Origin of the sequence: Amycolatopsis sp. NPDC004625 (assembly GCF_040609695.1) — a bacterium.
Lineage (GTDB): Bacteria > Actinomycetota > Actinomycetes > Mycobacteriales > Pseudonocardiaceae > Amycolatopsis.
Genome location: NZ_JBEXKX010000007.1, coordinates 79,024 through 94,306 on the forward strand (window position 1 = coordinate 79,024; position 15,283 = coordinate 94,306).

16 protein-coding genes are annotated in these 15,283 nt (G+C 72.7%); 4 read left to right on the forward strand and 12 right to left on the reverse strand.

Annotated elements, in window-relative coordinates; translation table 11 throughout:
* Window positions 1-19: 19 nt before the first annotated feature.
* Window positions 20-1,339: an MATE family efflux transporter gene (locus ABZW17_RS10080; RefSeq protein ID WP_354812041.1), complete on the reverse strand. Its 1,320-nt coding sequence runs from the start codon at window positions 1,337-1,339 to the stop codon at window positions 20-22.
* An 83-nt stretch (window positions 1,340-1,422) separates the two neighbouring features.
* Window positions 1,423-2,412: a bifunctional oligoribonuclease/PAP phosphatase NrnA gene (locus tag ABZW17_RS10085; RefSeq protein WP_354811653.1), complete on the reverse strand. Its 990-nt coding sequence runs from the start codon at window positions 2,410-2,412 to the stop codon at window positions 1,423-1,425.
* A gap of 25 nt (window positions 2,413-2,437) precedes the next feature.
* Here ABZW17_RS10085 and ABZW17_RS10090 point away from each other — a divergent pair, with 25 nt between their 5' ends.
* Window positions 2,438-3,469, forward strand: a complete 1,032-nt coding sequence (locus ABZW17_RS10090) for an SAM-dependent methyltransferase (RefSeq protein WP_354811655.1) — start codon at window positions 2,438-2,440, stop codon at window positions 3,467-3,469.
* Between the two features lie 3 nt (window positions 3,470-3,472).
* Here the strand turns inward: ABZW17_RS10090 and ABZW17_RS10095 are convergent, their stop codons facing one another.
* Window positions 3,473-4,609 carry an SPFH domain-containing protein gene (locus ABZW17_RS10095; protein ID WP_354811657.1) on the reverse strand — a complete coding sequence of 379 codons (1,137 nt, stop codon included), beginning with the start codon at window positions 4,607-4,609 and terminating at the stop codon, window positions 3,473-3,475.
* Between the two features lie 414 nt (window positions 4,610-5,023).
* Between ABZW17_RS10095 and ABZW17_RS10100 the strand changes: the two genes are divergently transcribed.
* Window positions 5,024-5,560, forward strand: a complete 537-nt coding sequence (locus ABZW17_RS10100; RefSeq protein WP_354811659.1) for a helix-turn-helix domain-containing protein — start codon at window positions 5,024-5,026, stop codon at window positions 5,558-5,560.
* Entirely contained in the window at window positions 5,557-6,180 is a 624-nt protein-coding gene (locus ABZW17_RS10105; RefSeq protein WP_354811661.1) for a class I SAM-dependent methyltransferase, read from the forward strand. The genes ABZW17_RS10100 and ABZW17_RS10105 overlap by 4 nt, the downstream gene beginning before the upstream one ends.
* Here ABZW17_RS10105 and ABZW17_RS10110 read toward each other — a convergent pair.
* The 9 genes from ABZW17_RS10110 to rimP all read right to left on the reverse strand — a co-directional run bounded on the left by ABZW17_RS10110 (window position 6,177) and on the right by rimP (window position 14,177).
* Window positions 6,177-6,929, reverse strand: a complete 753-nt coding sequence (locus ABZW17_RS10110; protein WP_354811663.1) for a DinB family protein — start codon at window positions 6,927-6,929, stop codon at window positions 6,177-6,179. The genes ABZW17_RS10105 and ABZW17_RS10110 overlap by 4 nt on opposite strands.
* 27 nt (window positions 6,930-6,956) lie before the next feature.
* Window positions 6,957-7,433, reverse strand: coding sequence for a hypothetical protein (locus tag ABZW17_RS10115; protein WP_354811665.1), 477 nt, complete (start codon window positions 7,431-7,433; stop codon window positions 6,957-6,959).
* Window positions 7,430-8,245, reverse strand: a complete 816-nt coding sequence (locus tag ABZW17_RS10120) for an alpha/beta hydrolase-fold protein (protein WP_354811667.1) — start codon at window positions 8,243-8,245, stop codon at window positions 7,430-7,432. The genes ABZW17_RS10115 and ABZW17_RS10120 overlap by 4 nt, the downstream gene beginning before the upstream one ends.
* A 3-nt stretch (window positions 8,246-8,248) precedes the next feature.
* Entirely contained in the window at window positions 8,249-8,722 is a 474-nt protein-coding gene (rbfA, locus tag ABZW17_RS10125; protein WP_354811669.1) for a 30S ribosome-binding factor RbfA, read from the reverse strand.
* Window positions 8,723-8,742: 20 nt separating this feature from the next.
* The gene (locus ABZW17_RS10130; protein ID WP_354811671.1) at window positions 8,743-9,036 is read right to left on the reverse strand and encodes a DUF503 domain-containing protein; all 294 of its coding nucleotides are present in this window, start codon (window positions 9,034-9,036) and stop codon (window positions 8,743-8,745) included.
* A gap of 73 nt (window positions 9,037-9,109) precedes the next feature.
* Window positions 9,110-12,115: a translation initiation factor IF-2 gene (infB, locus tag ABZW17_RS10135; RefSeq protein WP_354811673.1), complete on the reverse strand. Its 3,006-nt coding sequence runs from the start codon at window positions 12,113-12,115 to the stop codon at window positions 9,110-9,112.
* Window positions 12,116-12,193: 78 nt separating this feature from the next.
* Entirely contained in the window at window positions 12,194-12,523 is a 330-nt protein-coding gene (locus ABZW17_RS10140; protein ID WP_354811675.1) for a YlxR family protein, read from the reverse strand.
* Window positions 12,524-12,600: 77 nt separating this feature from the next.
* On the reverse strand, window positions 12,601-13,647 hold the full coding sequence (gene nusA / locus ABZW17_RS10145) for a transcription termination factor NusA (RefSeq protein WP_354811677.1): 1,047 nt from the start codon (window positions 13,645-13,647) through the stop codon (window positions 12,601-12,603).
* Window positions 13,644-14,177: a ribosome maturation factor RimP gene (gene rimP / locus ABZW17_RS10150; protein ID WP_354811679.1), complete on the reverse strand. Its 534-nt coding sequence runs from the start codon at window positions 14,175-14,177 to the stop codon at window positions 13,644-13,646. The genes nusA and rimP overlap by 4 nt, the downstream gene beginning before the upstream one ends.
* A gap of 108 nt (window positions 14,178-14,285) precedes the next feature.
* Here rimP and ABZW17_RS10155 point away from each other — a divergent pair, with 108 nt between their 5' ends.
* Window positions 14,286-15,221: a ferritin-like domain-containing protein gene (locus ABZW17_RS10155; protein WP_354811681.1), complete on the forward strand. Its 936-nt coding sequence runs from the start codon at window positions 14,286-14,288 to the stop codon at window positions 15,219-15,221.
* The last annotated feature ends 62 nt before the right edge of the window (window positions 15,222-15,283 follow it).

Here is a 15,283-nt window from a genome sequence, read left to right on the forward strand (position 1 = left end):
TGATGCCTGTTTGCGCACGTCAGGCGGGGCGGGTGGCGCCGGTTACCGCCCAGTTTCCGGAGCGCCAGCGGGCCAGGACCGCGGCCAGGCGGAGGAGCATGAAGAGGGAGAGGCCGGTCCAGATGCCCGTGAGGCCCCAGCCGAAGGCCAGGGAGGCCCAGATCAGCGGGAGGAAGCCCAGTGCCGCGCTGCCGAGGGTCGCGTTGCGGAGGAAGGCCGCGTCGCCCGCGCCCAGGAGGACGCCGTCCAGGGCGAAGACCACTCCCGCGATCGGCTGGAGGGCCACGAAGAACCACCACGCGTGCGGGATCTCCGCCAGCACGCCCGGGTCGGACGTGAACGCGTGCGGCAGTACCCACGACAGGGCCGCGAACAGCACGCCCAGGAAGCACCCCATCAGCAGCCCGTACCCGGTGATCTGCGACGCCACCCCGCGCGCCTGCCGCGCCGAGTTCGCCCCGAGCGCCGCCCCGACCAGCGACTGCGCGGCGATCGCCACCGAGTCCAGCACCAGCGCGAGGAACGTCCACAGCTGCAGCACCACCTGGTGCGCCCCGACCGCCTCGGTCGACGTCCGGGCCGCGACGGCCGCCGCCGAGACGAAGCACGCCTGGAACGCCAGGCTGCGCAGCACCAGGTCGCGGCCCAGGCCGAGCTGGGCGCGCATCACCCTGAAGTCCGGCCGCAGGCCGACCTTCTCGCGCACCAGCGCCAGGACGAACAGCGACGCCGAGATCACCTGCGCGACGACGTTCGCGATCGCCGAGCCCTCCAGCCCCAGCCCGGCCCCGTAGACGAGCACCGGGCACAGCACGGCCGAGATCCCGTTGCCGGCCAGCACGTACCGCAGCGGTTTCGCGGCGTCCTGGACGCCGCGCATCCAGCCGTTGCCGGCCATCGTGACCAGGATCAGGGGCGCCCCGAACAGGGCGATCCGCAGCCACGACACCGCGGCGGACGCGATCTCGTCACTCCCCGAAAGCACCCGCGCGATCGGCCAGGCCAGCAGCTGCCCCGCGGCCAGCACGACCAGCCCGACGAACACCGCCAGCCACGTCGCCTGGACGCCTTCGCGCACCGCGTCGGCCCGGCGGCCGGCGCCGTGCAGTCGCGCTGTGCGGGACGTCGTGCCGTACGACAGGAACGTGAGCTGGCTCGACACCTGGGCCAGCACGACGCCGCCGAGCGCCAGCCCGGCCAGCGACAGCGCATCGAGGTGACCGACCACGGCCGTATCGACCAGCACGTACAGCGGCTCGGCGGCCAGCACCCCCAGCGCGGGCACGGCCAGCCCCAGCACGCGCTTCGCCGGAACCCGCTCGGTCTCCTCCACATTCACCACGAACCGGACTCTAACTGCCTCCACCGACGGTTCTGACCGGCGGGAACCCGGGAACTTTCCGCCCCCGCCGGCCGACGCGCCTACAGCAGCGGTGCCCGCTCCAGCGCCTCGCGCAAGCCCGCGACGACATCCGAAGCCGAGCCCGCGATGGTGCAGCCCGCGGCCTGCCGGTGCCCGCCGCCGCCGAACTCCGCCGCCACCGCCGAGACGTCGATCCCGATGCTGCGCAACGAGATCTGCCACTGCCCGGGCTGCGCCGGGTCCTGTTTGAGCACCGCCGCGACGGCCGCCTCGCGCACCGAGCGGACGACGTCGATGACAGACTCGACCTCCTCGCCGCGGACCGTGCGCGCCGCTTCGAGGGGCACCACCGCGTGCACGAAACCGCGGCCCTGCGCGGCTTCCGGCTCCAGCCGGGCCTCGCGCAGCACCGACGACAGCATCGGCAGCCAGGCGAACGGGCGCTCGTCGACGATCCGCCGCACCACCGCCTCCGGGTCCACCCCGGTTTCCAGCAGCCGGGCCGCCATCCGGTGCGTTTGCGGGCTCGCCCGGCGGAACCCGCTCGTGTCGGTGACGATCCCCGCGTAGAGCCCGCGCGCGATCGGCTCGTCCAGCTCGGCGCCCAGTTCTTCGAGGACGCGGAACACGAGCACCGCGCTGGCCTCGGCGCTCTCGTCGACGACGTGGCAGGTGCCGTAGAACGTGTTGGTCGCGTGGTGGTCGATCACCAGCACCGCGCCGGCGAGCTCGACGCGCCCGGCGAGCCGGCCGAGCCGCTTCGGCGTCGGCGTGTCGACGCAGACGAGCAGCCCGTCGGCGTCCGGCAGCGCGTCCGGGTGGGTGAGCAGGCCGTCCTCGTCGAGCCAGCGCAGCGTCTCCGGCGCCTCGTCCGGCTCGCCGAAGGAGACGCGCACCTTCGCGCCGCGCTGCCGCAGCGCCCGGCCGAGGGCGAGCGCGCTGCCCAGCGCGTCCGCGTCGGGCCGGACGTGCCCGAGGATCGTCACGTCGGTGGCCGGCGCGAGCAGTGCGGCCGCGTCCCGGATGTCCTGCGCCGAAGTAGGGGTCACGGTGCGTCACGCTACGCTCTGCGGGATGCCTGAGTACGCGATGCTGGTCTACCCCTCGGCCAACCGGGTCTACGCCGCCTCCGCCCCCGCGCTGCTGCGCGCCGAGCTGGCGGTGTTCGGCGCGGCTTTGGCGGCCGAGCTGTCCGCGATCGAGGAGGTCGAGCTCGGCGGCGTCGGCTACGTCCGGTTCACCAGCTCGGTGCCCCTGGCCGAGCGCGACCTCGCGCTGCTGTCGAACCTCTCGTCGCTGTACGCGCTGTTCGAGCTGGGTGACGGCGTCCTCCGTCCGGTGCAGGTGACACGGCTGGCGAAGGCCGACTCGGACCTGCTCACCATCCAGAAGTACGCGGGCAAGACGAACGAGCTGTTCACCCAGCTGCTGGTGAACGTCACGCTGATGGCGACCGCGGACCCGTTCTCGGACCGGCCGAAGTACCTGCTCGACCCGCTGTGCGGCCGCGGGACCACGCTCAACCAGGCGATGATGTACGGCCTGCACGCGACCGGCCTGGACGTCGACGCCAAGGATTTCGAGGCGTACGAGGCGTTCATCAAGACGTGGCTGCGCACCAAGCGCGTGAAGCACACCGCCGACTCCGGTCAGCTGCGGCGCAACAAGGTCCGCCTCGGCCGCCGCCTCGACATCGAGTACGCGCTGGACAAGGAAGCGTACAAAGCGGGCGACACGCGCAAGCTCACCTACTTCAACGCCGACACCCTGACCACCGACGAGGTGCTGCGGGCGAACTCCTGCGACGTGATCGTCACCGACGCGCCGTACGGCGTCCAGCACGGCAGCCACCGCGAAGCGGGTCTGCAGCGCAGCCCGCGCGACCTGCTCGCGGCGGCCGTTCCGGTGTGGACCCGGGTGCTGAAGCCCGGCGGGGCGCTCGGCATCTCGTGGAACACCACCGTGCTGCCGCGGGAAGAACTGGTCGAGGTGCTGCGGAAGGCCGGGTTGGACGTCCGCGAAGGCGGGCCGTGGGAGGAGTTCTCCCACCGCGTCGACCAGGCCATCCTGCGCGACCTGGTCGTCGCGGCGAAACCCGCTTCCTGACCCTCAGCCGGCGGTGAGCTCACCCGGTTTGGGCACCACCTGACCGTTTTCCTCCGGTGCGGCCGCGGGCGCGGGCGGGGTGCTCAGGCCGCGCTTCACCGAGTCCAGGATGGACAGTCCCTGGCCGACCAGCCCGGCGGCCATTTCGCCGAGGCCGTCGGCGCCGTTGAGGATGTTGACGTTCGCCCCCGACAGGCCGCGGCCGGCTTCCTTGACGATCTGCGGCAGCTGGTCGATGAGCATCCGGTCGAGCGCGACCCGGTTGTGCGACGCGGCCGCCTCCGCCTGGATGCGCATCTTCTCCGCCTCGGCGACGGCCAGGATGCGGATGCGCTCGGCCTCGGCGTCGGCCGGCTTGATGACCTCGGCCACCAGCTGCTGCTGCCGCAGTTCGGCTTCGCGCTGGGCCAGCTCGGTGCGCGCGTCGATGACCTCCTGCTGCGCCCGCGCCTGGGCGAGCGGGCCGGCCTGGGCCGCCTGGGCCTGCGCCGCTTCGACCTCGGCGCGGTACCGCGCCTGCACGACCGACGTCTGCCGGGCGTACTCGGCCTGCGTGCGCTGCGACTCCTGTTCGGCTTCCGCCGCCGTCTTGTTCGCCACGGCCTGGGCGATCTGCGCGTCCCGCTGGATGGCGGCGTTGTGCGGCGCGGCCATCGCGGCGATGTAGCCGAGCTTCATGTCGTCGATCGACTGGATCTGCAGGGCGTCGACGGTGAGCCCGATCTTCGCCATCTCCACGGCCGAGCCGTCGAGCACCTCGGTGGCGAGCTTCTGCCGCTCGGTGATGATCTCCTCGACGGTCATCGACCCGATGATGGACCGCAGGTGCCCGGCGAAGATCCGGCCCGTCAGCACGGACATCTGGTCCTGGTCGGAGAGGAACCGCTGGCCGGCGTTGACGATGCTCTCGGTGTCGTTGCCGACCTTGAACGCGATCACCGCCCGGACGGTCAGGGCGATGGCCTGCTTCGTCACGCACACTTCGGTCACTTCGGCTTCGCACATGGCGAGCGTGAGGAACCGGACTTTCCGGAAAACGGGCATGACGAACGCCCCGTGGCCGGTGACGACCCGGAACGGCGACGCGCCTTTGCTGTTCTTTCCCCCGGAGATCAGCATCGCCTCGTTGGGAGCAGGCACGCGATAACCGAACATCGGCTGTCCTTAGCTTTGAGAAGCAGGATCCGAGGCGTCCCACGCCACGACGTCGACCGTGCGCCGGCCCCGGGTTTCCACGACCAGGACGGTCGTGCCCTTCGGCAGCTCCGTGTCGGACCAGGCAAGGAAGGTTTCCAGGCCACCCCTGATCCTGATCAGCACCTCTCCGGGGCCCCGCTGCCCGCGGGTGCCGACGAGGAGGACTCCGGTACGGCCAGACGGGGAAAGGTCGGAGTGCATGATGGCTGCTGACCTCCCTCGGTGGCCGCCTCGGTGCGGGTTCTCCCCCGCTGGTCCCATTGTGCTCCCGGCGGGCGGGCGAAGGGGCCGCTGTGAGGTTCCGATCAGGAGGCAACCGGGCGGGCCGCTCAGGCGTACGCGGCTATACTCCGGCGGGTGACCGTCGAGCACCGCCCCCTGCGCGCGGACGCCCGCCGCAACCGGGAAGCGCTGGTCGCGGCGGCGCGGGAAGTGTTCCGCGCCAAGGGCGTCGACGCCCCGCTCGACGAGATCGCCCGCCGCGCCGAGGTCGCGATCGGCACCCTCTACAACCGGTTCCCGACGCGGGCGGACCTCGTCGAAGCCGCGTTCCTGCCGACGCTGCAGGAAGCCGAGGCCGTGCTGGAGGAAGCCCTCGCGTGCGAGGACCCGTGGGCCGGTTTCGTCCTGTTCGTCGAGCGTTCGGTGCTGATGCAGGTTTCGGACCGCGGGTTCACCGAGGTGTGCTCGCGGACGTTCGACCCGGCGTCCGGGCTGGAAAAAGCCAAGCAGGCCAACGCTTCCCGGATGCTGCGGATCGTCTCGCGCGCCCAGGACGCGGGGGTGTTGCGCCCGGACTTCCGGCTGGTGGACTTCGCGGTGGTGTTCGCGGCGGCTTCGGCGGCGCAGGACTGGCGGCACGGCCTCGCCCTGGTCCTCGACGGCCTGCGATGACCTGGCTCGCGGACACCGCCACCTCCTACGACACGGTGGCCGAGAGCTACGCCGAGTTCGTGTCGGACGCGCTCGACCGGCAGCCGTACCTGAAGGCGGCGCTGACGTTGTTCGCCGCCCAGGTCGACGGGCCGGTGCTGGACGCGGGCTGCGGGCCCGGGCACTTCACGGCGTACCTGGCTTCGCTGGGGGTCGACGCGGCCGGGATCGATCTGTCGCCGGGGATGGTCGGCCTGGCCCGGCGGGCCCACCCGGAGCTGCGGTTCGAGGTGGGCTCGATGACGGACCTCGCGCTGCCCGACGCTTCGGTCGCGGGCGTGCTGGCGTCCTGGTCGCTGATCCACGTCCCGGACGAGGCGGTACCGGTCGCGCTGGAGCAGTTCCACCGGGTGCTGCGGCCGGGTGGCCTGCTGGCGGTGGGCTACCACGTGGGCGCGGGCACGCGGCTGAAGACCCAGGGCTACGGCGGGCACCCGATGAAGGTCAACGTCCACCTCCGGCAGCCGTGGTGGCTGGCGCGGCGGGTGCGGGACGCCGGGTTCAGGGTGGAAGCGGAGTGGCTGCTGGACCCGGAAGCCGAGGTCTCGCAGGCGATCCTGTTCGCCCGGAGCCAGGGCTAACGCGCCTCGAGCACCGCGAGGTCGCGCACGGCGTACCGGTGGTGCTCGGCTTCCTCCTTCAGCACCACCTTGAGGCAGCGGCGCACGACGTACTCCTGGTCGGGGTACGGGTCGGCCGGCTTGCGGGCGCACACGCGGTCGAGCTCGGCCGGGGTGAGGTCGTCGATGACCCGCCGCATCGCGGCCATCCGGGCGTGGCGTGGTGCGAGGACCTCGTCGAGCGTCGGGGTGGCTTCGAGGGTGAGGCCGAGCTTCGCCGCGTCCTCCGGGGGCATTCCGTCCGCCGGGAGGCCCAGCGGGTGGTAGGGCGCTTCCTCCTCGAGCACGGCGTTGCCGAGCCAGGCGTCGGAGGCGAACAGCAGGTGCCGGTGCGTCTCGGCGAACGACCACTCGCCGTCGACCCGCTCGTGCAGCTTGGCCTCGGGCAGCCGCCTCGCCCGGTCGAGCGTTGCGGCCCAGAGGGTCTCGACGGCGTCCCAGGCGGCGCGGTAGTCCTCGGGGGACGCCGCCTCCCGTGCCAAGGCCCGCGCGGGGTGCCGGCGGTCGAGCTCGGCCTCGACATACGCGGTCACGTCGACATCGTTGACGACGACCCGCTCGAAGTAGCCGCCGAGGGAGACGTTGCTGCCGTAGCAGTCGACGATCTTCAGGCCGGTCACCTCGCAGTCGCGGATTTCGAGGCCGGTGAGGTCGGACCGGTGGAGGCGGGCACCGCGGAGGCGGTCGCTGGGGGCGGGTTCGGAGACCATCGGAGCAGTCTGCCCGGCCTCGGCGAGCTAGGCGAACGCCTCTTCGGCGAAGCTGAGGCCGCCGCGTTCGGCCATGGTCAGGACCTGCCGCGGGATGTGCTGAGGTGGCCGGCGGAAGTACTGCCGGAAGCCGCGGGCGCGGAACTTGAGTTCGAACTCGTGGCCCTCCAGGTGCCACACCGGATACGGCTTGCCGTCCGGGGGGTCGAGGCGGTGGAGGTCCGCGAGCTCCAGGTGGCCGGACAGCGGGCCGAGGTCGCCGGTGATGTCCCAGGCCTGGTCGAACACCAGGGTCGCCGGGGCGACCCAGAACGTGAAGTGCTTCTGCCGCCGGGCCGGCTCGACCCAGCGCACGAGGTAGTCCAGATCCAGCAGCAGGCGGCTCGGGGGCAGGTCGTCGTCCTCGACGAGGCTGAACGCGTGGACCCGGCTGTCGTGCCAGCCCATCTGCGCGAAGTCCGCGTCGGTCCAGACGGCCTTCGACAGACCGGACGGATCGATCACAGGTGCTCCCCCACGAACTTCAGGATCTCCGGCAGTACGCCCCGCCAGTATTCGTCATCGTGGCCGCCCGGGGAGAACCGGGACACTTCCGGCGAGACCGCCTTCACCAGCTTGCGGTCCGCGCCCAGGAACGGGTCCGACTCGCCGCACCACACGCCCAAGCCGCCGGGGTGCAGCTGCGCGGTGTGCAGCAACGGCTCGCAGGCGCGCCAGCCGGCCTCGTCCGCGAAGACCTTGCGGCTGCGGGCGTCCGGCCAGCTGACGAACAGGGCCGCGCTCGCCGTGGCGACCGCCTTGAGCTCCGGGTGCGCCCGGGCGAACCGCAGAGCGCCGAAACCGCCCATCGAAATGCCGAACACCGCCGACGGCGGGCGCAGGTCGCGGGCGGCCAGCCACCCCGGGACCTCGTCGGTGAGCATGCGCTGGGGGTCGTCGCCGGCCCCCGTCTCGACCCAGTAGTGGTCGCCGTCCACCGCCGCGATCGCGAACGGCGGGGTTCCGGCACGGACCGCCGCCGTCAGCAGGTCCGGCACGCCCAGCTGCAGGAACGTGCGAGCCCGGGCGCCGCGGCCGTGCAGCGCCAGGCACACGGGCAACCCCGCGGCCGGCACCCCGGACGGCGTGATCAGGACCAGGTCGACGTCGGTGCCGCGGGCCGCCGAGGGCATCCGCTGGACCGTCACCGGGCCGGGCGGTGCCGACGGCCGGGCCGGAGCCGGGACCGGCGGCGGGCCGGGCGGGGGTTCGGCCGCCGAGCAGCCCGCCAGCAGCGCCCCGGCGCTGCCGGCGAGCAGAGAACGCCGGGAAAGCACGGGTCAGCCCCGGCTCTCCTCCTCCGCGAACTCGTCTTCGTCCGCCTCGCGCGGCGCCTTGTACGGGTCGGCTTCACCCGCGTGCTGGGCGCCGGTGGCGCGCCGGGCGACCTCCGCGTCGGCCTCGCGGGCCTTGGCGAGGAGGTCTTCGATCCGCTTCGATTCCTCGGGGATGGTGTCCGCGACGAACGTCAGCGTCGGTGTGTAGCGGACGCCGGTGCCCTGCCCGACCTTCGTGCGCAGCACGCCGCGCGCCGATTCGAGCGCGGCCGCCGCACCGGCGAAGTCCGGGACGGAGTCCAGCTTCTCGCCGAGCACCGTGTAGTACACCGTCGCGTCGTGCAGGTCGCCGGTGACCTTCGTGTCCGTGATGGTCACGTAGTCCAGCCGGGGGTCCTTGACCTCGTGCTCGATCGCCGACGCGACGATCTGCGAGATCCGCTTGGCGAGCTTGCGAGCCCGAGCCGGATCGGCCATGTCGTTCTCCTAGAAAGATTTCAATCGTCTGGGCCGAGCAGCCGCCGGCGGGCGGAGAGCAGTTCGAACTCCGGCCGGCTCGCGACGTACCGCTCACACGAGTCGAGCACGTCACGCACGTGCTCGCCACCTTCGGCGACCACGGCCACCCCGATGAGGGTCCGGCGGTGCAGGTCGGTGTGCCCGGCTTCGGCCGCCGACACGGCGAAGCGCTTGCGCACCTCGGCCAGCACCGGACGGACCACGGATCGCTTCTGCTTCAGCGAATGGACGTCGCCGAGCAGGATGTCGAGCTCGAGAGCTCCGACGAACATAGGCAGTTTGGGTGGTGTAGTAGGGAAGCGCCGGGTGCGTGCGGGAGATCCCGCACGCACCCGGCCCCGAACATCAGGAACGCGGCTTTTCGCGCTGCTCGTAGGTCTCGATCACGTCGTCGACCTTGAGGTCGCCGTACGAACCGAGCGTCAGACCGCACTCGTAGCCCTCGCGGACCTCGACCACGTCGTCCTTGAACCGCCGCAGCGAGCTGATCGGCAGGTTCTCCGCCACGACGGTGCCGTCGCGGAGCAGGCGGGCCCGGGCGTTGCGCCGGATCTCGCCGGACATGACCAGGCAACCCGCGATCGTGCCGATCTTGGAGGACTTGAAGACCTCGCGGACCTCCGCGCGGCCCAGCTCGACCTCTTCGTACTCCGGCTTGAGCATGCCCTTGAGGGCCTGCTCGATCTCGTCGATCGCCTGGTAGATGACCGTGTAGTACCGGACGTCGACGCCTTCGCGGGTGGCCCGCTCGGTCGCCTTGCCCTGGGCGCGGACGTTGAACCCGAGGACGATCGCGTCGGACGCGGTCGCCAGGTCGATGTCCGACTCGGTCACGCCACCGACACCGCGGTGGACCACGTTCAGCTCGACCTCGTCGCCGACGTCCAGCTGGAGCAGCGAGGCTTCGAGGGCCTCGACCGTACCCGAGTTGTCACCCTTGATGATCAGGTTGAGGCTGTTCGTCTCCTTCAAGGCGGAGTCGAGGTCCTCGAGGCTGACCCGCTTGCGGCGCGACGCGTTGAGGGCGTTGCGCGTGCGAGCCGACCGGCGCTCGGCGATCTGCCGGGCGACGCGGTCCTCGTCGACCACCAGGAAGGTGTCGCCCGCACCCGGCACCGAGGTGAACCCGATGACCTGGACGGGCCGCGACGGCAGCGCCTCGGTGACGTCGACGTTGTGCTCGTCGACCATCCGGCGGACGCGGCCGTAGGCGTCACCCGCCACGACCGAGTCGCCGACGCGCAGCGTGCCGCGCTGGACCAGGACGGTGGCCACCGGGCCGCGGCCGCGGTCGAGGTGCGCCTCGATCGCGACACCCTGGGCCTCCATGTCCGGGTTGGCCCGGAGGTCCAGAGCGGCGTCGGCGGTCAGCAGGATCGCCTCGAGCAGGCCGTCGATGTTGATGTTCTGCCGCGCGGAGATCTCGACGAACATCGTGTCGCCGCCGTACTCCTCGGCGACCAGGCCGTACTCGGTCAGCTGCTGCCGGATCTTGTCCGGGTTCGCGCCTTCCTTGTCGATCTTGTTGATCGCGACCACGATCGGGGCCTTGGCGGCCTGCGCGTGGTTGATCGCCTCGACCGTCTGCGGCATCACACCGTCGTCGGCCGCCACCACGATCACCGCGATGTCGGTCGAGTTCGCACCACGGGCACGCATGGCGGTGAACGCCTCGTGACCCGGGGTGTCGATGAAGGTGATCAGGCGCGGGTTGCCCTCGAGCTCGGTCTCGATCTGGTACGCACCGATGTGCTGCGTGATGCCGCCGGCCTCGCTCTCGCGGACCTTCGTCTTCCGGATCGTGTCGAGCAGGCGGGTCTTACCGTGGTCGACGTGACCCATGATGGTCACGACGGGCGGCCGGACCTGCAGGTCCTCTTCCTCGCCGGAGTCTTCGCCATACGTGATGTCGAAGGTCTCCAGGAGCTCGCGGTCCTCCTCCTCGGGGCTGACGACCTGAACGTTGTAGTTCATTTCGCCGCCGAGCAGCTCGAGGATGTCGTCCGACACGGACTGCGTCGCGGTGACCATCTCGCCGAGGTGGAAGAGCACCTGCACCAGCGAAGCCGGGTTGGCGTCGATCTTCTCGGCGAAGTCGGTCAGCGAGGCACCGCGCGGCAGCCGGATCGTCTCGCCCTGGCCCTTGGGCAGGCGGACGCCGCCGACGCTGGGCGCCTGCATGTTGTCCATGTACTCCTGGCGCTTCTGCCGCTTCGACTTGCGGCCCTTGCGCGAGGGACCACCGGGACGCCCGAAGGCACCCGCGGTACCGCCACGGCCACCGGGGCCGCCACGGCCGCCGCCGCCACCGCGGAAGCCGCCGCCACCGGCCGGGGCGCCGCCCCCGCCGGGACCGCCGCCACCCGGGCGGAAGCCGCCGCCGCCACCGCCGCCGCCACCGGGACGGAAGCCACCGCCGCCGCCACCGCCACCGGGACCGCCGCGGAAACCGCCGCCGCCGCCACCGGGACGACCGCCGCCGCCACCGGGGCCGCCACGGGCGCCGCCACCGGGGCCACCGCGGGCGCCGCCACCGGGACCGGCGGGACGCTGCGTGCGGCCCGGCATCATGCCGGGGTTCGGCCGCGGGGGCATGTTGCCCGGGCTCGGCCGGTTGCCACCGGCGCCACCACCCGGCCGCGGGGCCGGACGGTCACCGCCGGCGCCACCGCCGGGACGCGGGGGCCGGTTGTCGCCGCCCTGGCCGCCACCCGGGCGCGGAGCCTGCGGGCGCGGGGCCGGGGCGCCGGAACCGACGCCGAACGGGTTGTTGCCGACGCGCGGGGTGCGCGGGCCGGGCTTGGGACCGCCGGGCTTGGGGCCCTGCGGCTTCGGCGGGACGACCGAGCCGGTGCCGCCCGCGGAGGGCGTCGCCGGGGTGTCCTGCTTGGGAGCGGGCGCTTCGGCCTTGGCGGCCGGGACCTGCTCCTGGGGTGCGGGCGCGGCGGGCTGCTGACGCGGGCCGGGCCGGGGGCCGGGGCGCTGCCCCGGGGTGGCCGGCCGCGACGGCGCGGGTGCCTGCTGCTGGGGTGCGGCCGGAGCCGACGTGGCCGACACGGCCGGAGCGGGCGTCGCCTGGGCCGCCGGAGCCTGCTGGGCAGGCGCGGGGGGCTTCGGGGCGGCGGGTCCGGGCTTGGCGGCCGGCGGACCGGGGCGCGCCGACGGGCCGGGGGTGGGCTTCTTGGCGCCCTTGGGCGCATACGCGTCGCGGAGACGGCGGGCGACGGGCGCCTCGACCGTGGACGACGCGGACTTGACGAACTCGCCCTGTTCCTTCAACTTCGCGAGCACGTCCTTGCTGGTGATGCCGAGCTCCTTCGCGAGCTCGTGTACGCGGGCCTTGCCTGGCACAACTCTCCTCATCTAGGGGAGGCCAGGCGGAAAACCCGCTGACCTCGTCCTTATTGTCTGACGCTCATGGCTTCAGCTTCACGGCTGACTCATGACGGGTCGACCTGCTTCCTTGCTTCCTCGCGACCCCGGGGACGTCCCGGGTTCGTGGTGCGTGGTCCGTGGTGCTCCGGTGCACCCGACGTGCTCGCGGACCTCGCGGGCGTCGAGCGCCCCCTGAGCCCGCAGGGCCCTCGGGAAGGCTCGCCGCCGTTCGGCCTTGGCCAGGCAGTCCGGGTCGGGGTGCAGCCAAGCCCCCCGGCCCGGCAGCCGCCGACGTTCGTCGACGACCACCCGCCCGGCCACCGCGACCACGCGCAGCAGCTCACCGATCAAGGCCCGCCGCTTGCAGCCGACACAAGTCCGCACCGGGGAATTCCGGTGGGGCTGGTGCTCGGCTACCCGCCGCGGGCTTCGAACCACTCCTGAGTCTAGCGCTTCGACCTTCACTCAGCCGAACCGGTTGTCGCGGCGGGCCGCGACGGACTGGCGTGGTCTTGATCACCCTCGTCCTCCGCCGGTGCGGCGTCGCTGCGGATGTCGATCCGCCAGCCGGTCAGGCGGGCGGCGAGGCGGGCGTTCTGACCCTCCTTGCCGATCGCCAGCGACAGCTGGAAGTCCGGCACCACGACGCGGGCGGTCTTCGCCCGCTCGTCCACGACTCGTACCGAGACAACCTTCGCGGGCGACAGCGCATTCCCGACGAAGCGGGCCGGGTCCTCGGAGTAGTCGATGATGTCGATCTTCTCACCGGCCAGCTCGCTCATCACGTTGCGCACGCGCGCGCCGACCGGGCCGATGCAGGCGCCCTTGGCGTTGACGCCCGCCACGGTGGACTTGACCGCGATCTTCGTGCGGTGCCCGGGTTCGCGCGCGACGGCGGCGATCTCGACCGTCCCGTCGGCGATCTCCGGCACCTCGAGCGCGAACAGCTTGCGCACCAGGTTCGGGTGCGAGCGCGAGAGCGTGATCTGCGGACCGCGGTTGCCGCGCGAGACCGTGACGACGTACGCCTTGATCCGGCTGCCGTGTTCGTAGGACTCCCCCGCCACCTGCTCGGCGGACGGCAGCACGCCCTCGGTGTCACCCACCTGGACGACGACCATGCCGCGGGCGTTCGCGCGGGCGTCGCGCTGGATGACGCCGGCGACGATCTCGCCCTCCTTGGTGGAGAACTCGCCGAAGGTCTTCTCGTGCTCGGCGTCGCGCAGCCGCTGCAGGATGACCTGGCGCGCGGTGGTGGCGGCGATCCGGCCGAACCCCTCGGGGGTGTCGTCCCACTCCTCGTCGACCTGGCCGTCGTGGGTCAGCGTGTGCGCGAGCACGCGGACCAGGCCGCTCTTCTTGTCGATGTCGATGCGGGCGTGCGGCTGGTGGCCCTCGGTGTGCTTGTACGCGGTGAGCAAGGCCGTCTCGATGGCCTCGATCACCGTTTCGAAGGGGATGTCCTTGTCCCGTTCGATCGCCCGCAGCGCGGCGATGTCGACGTTCACTTCGACCCCTTCTCCGTCTCGGCGGCGATGATGCCGGACGCGTCGTCTTCGAGCAGTTTCAGGTCCTCGGCGGGCGGCTGCTTGAACTCGATCTCCACGACCGCCTTCGCCACGTCGGCGTAGCGGACGTCGCGGATCTTGCCGCCTTCGAGGACGCGGGCGGCGTGTTCGCCCGCGTGGCCGACCCGGCCGACGAAGGCCGCGCCGTCGGCCGGGGTGATCTTCACCAGCCGGAACCGCGCGCGCCGCCAGTGCCGGGCCTGGGTGAGCGGGCGGTCGAGCCCCGGCGAGGTGACCTCCAGCGTGTAGGCGCTCGCCAGCACGTGGTCGTTCTCGTCGAGCGCCGCCGACACCTTGCGGCTGACCTCGGCGACCTCGTCCAGCCCGACCCCGTCGTCGGCGTCGACGACGACCTTGACCAGCTGCCGCCGGCCGGCCTGCTGCACCTCGAACGAATCGAGGTCGAAACCCGCGGCGGTGACGGCTTCGGCCACTATCGGCTGAAGCCGGCTGGCGAGTTCTCCTGGCACGTGGGGCTCTCCTCGGTTGCGCGGTCGGTGGTGGACCAGCTTATCCGGTCGCCCGCTCGGCCCGCGCGAGCGGCGGGGCCGCCCCGGGGCCTGGCAGGATGGGGCGGCGTGACCGGAAGACCGACCGAGCCGACCCGACGCACCGTCCTCCGCGCGGGGGCGCTGGCCGCACTGGCCGTTCCCCTCGCCGCCTGCGGGCCCGGCTACGACGAAAGCCCCGACCCGCTGCAGCCGCTGCTGGCGTCCGCCAAGGCCGACGCCGACGCCGCGCGGGCGCTGGCCAAGGGTGCGGACGCCGACGCCGCCGGCCAGCTCGCCGACGCGCGCGCGGCGCACGCGGCCGCCCTCAAGTCCGAAGTGGACCGGCTGAACCGGCCCACGCCGTCACCGTCGGCGGCGGCGACGGCCCCCGCGGCGCTGGGCGAGCTGAAGGAGCGGCTGGCGGCCGCGCGCAAGCAGGCCGAAGACCTCGTGCCCGGGCTGCCGCGCTACCGCGCCGGCCTGGTCGCCGCGGTGGCGGCGGGCTGTGCGGCGCTGCAGCGCACCGCCCCGGCGCTGGGCCCCGGCGAGGACGCCCCGAAGCCGCCCGCCGCGGCCTCCGGCGCCGTACCCCCGGAGGCGGTGGACCCGCTGCAGGGCGCGCTGGCCGCCGAGCACGCGGCGGTCTGGGTGTACGGGCTGGTCAGCGCCTTCCTGCCGGGCGACTTCGGCGACGCGGAGAAGAGCGGCGCGGCGGAGCACGCCGTCCGCCGCGACCTGCTGCAGTCGATGCTTTCGGCGGCCGGGGCGACCCCGGTCGCGCCGGAGGCGGCGTACGTGCCGAAGAACCCGGTGACGGACGCGAAGTCGGCGTCACAGGTGGTGGCGACGGCCGAGGCGGACTGCGCGTCGGCCTGGCTGGCGGTCATCGACCACACCGACGACGCCGGCCTGCGCACGACGGCCCTGCACGCCCTGGTCGCCGCCGCCCGCCGCGGCACCCCCTGGCGTTCCGAAGCCGGCGAGAAGCCGACGGCGATCGCCATGCCCGGCCAGACCTCCTGACCCCGTCCTTGGGGGGTGATGGGCGGGGGAGTGGACGGAGCACAAACAAACCCCCGCGGGGT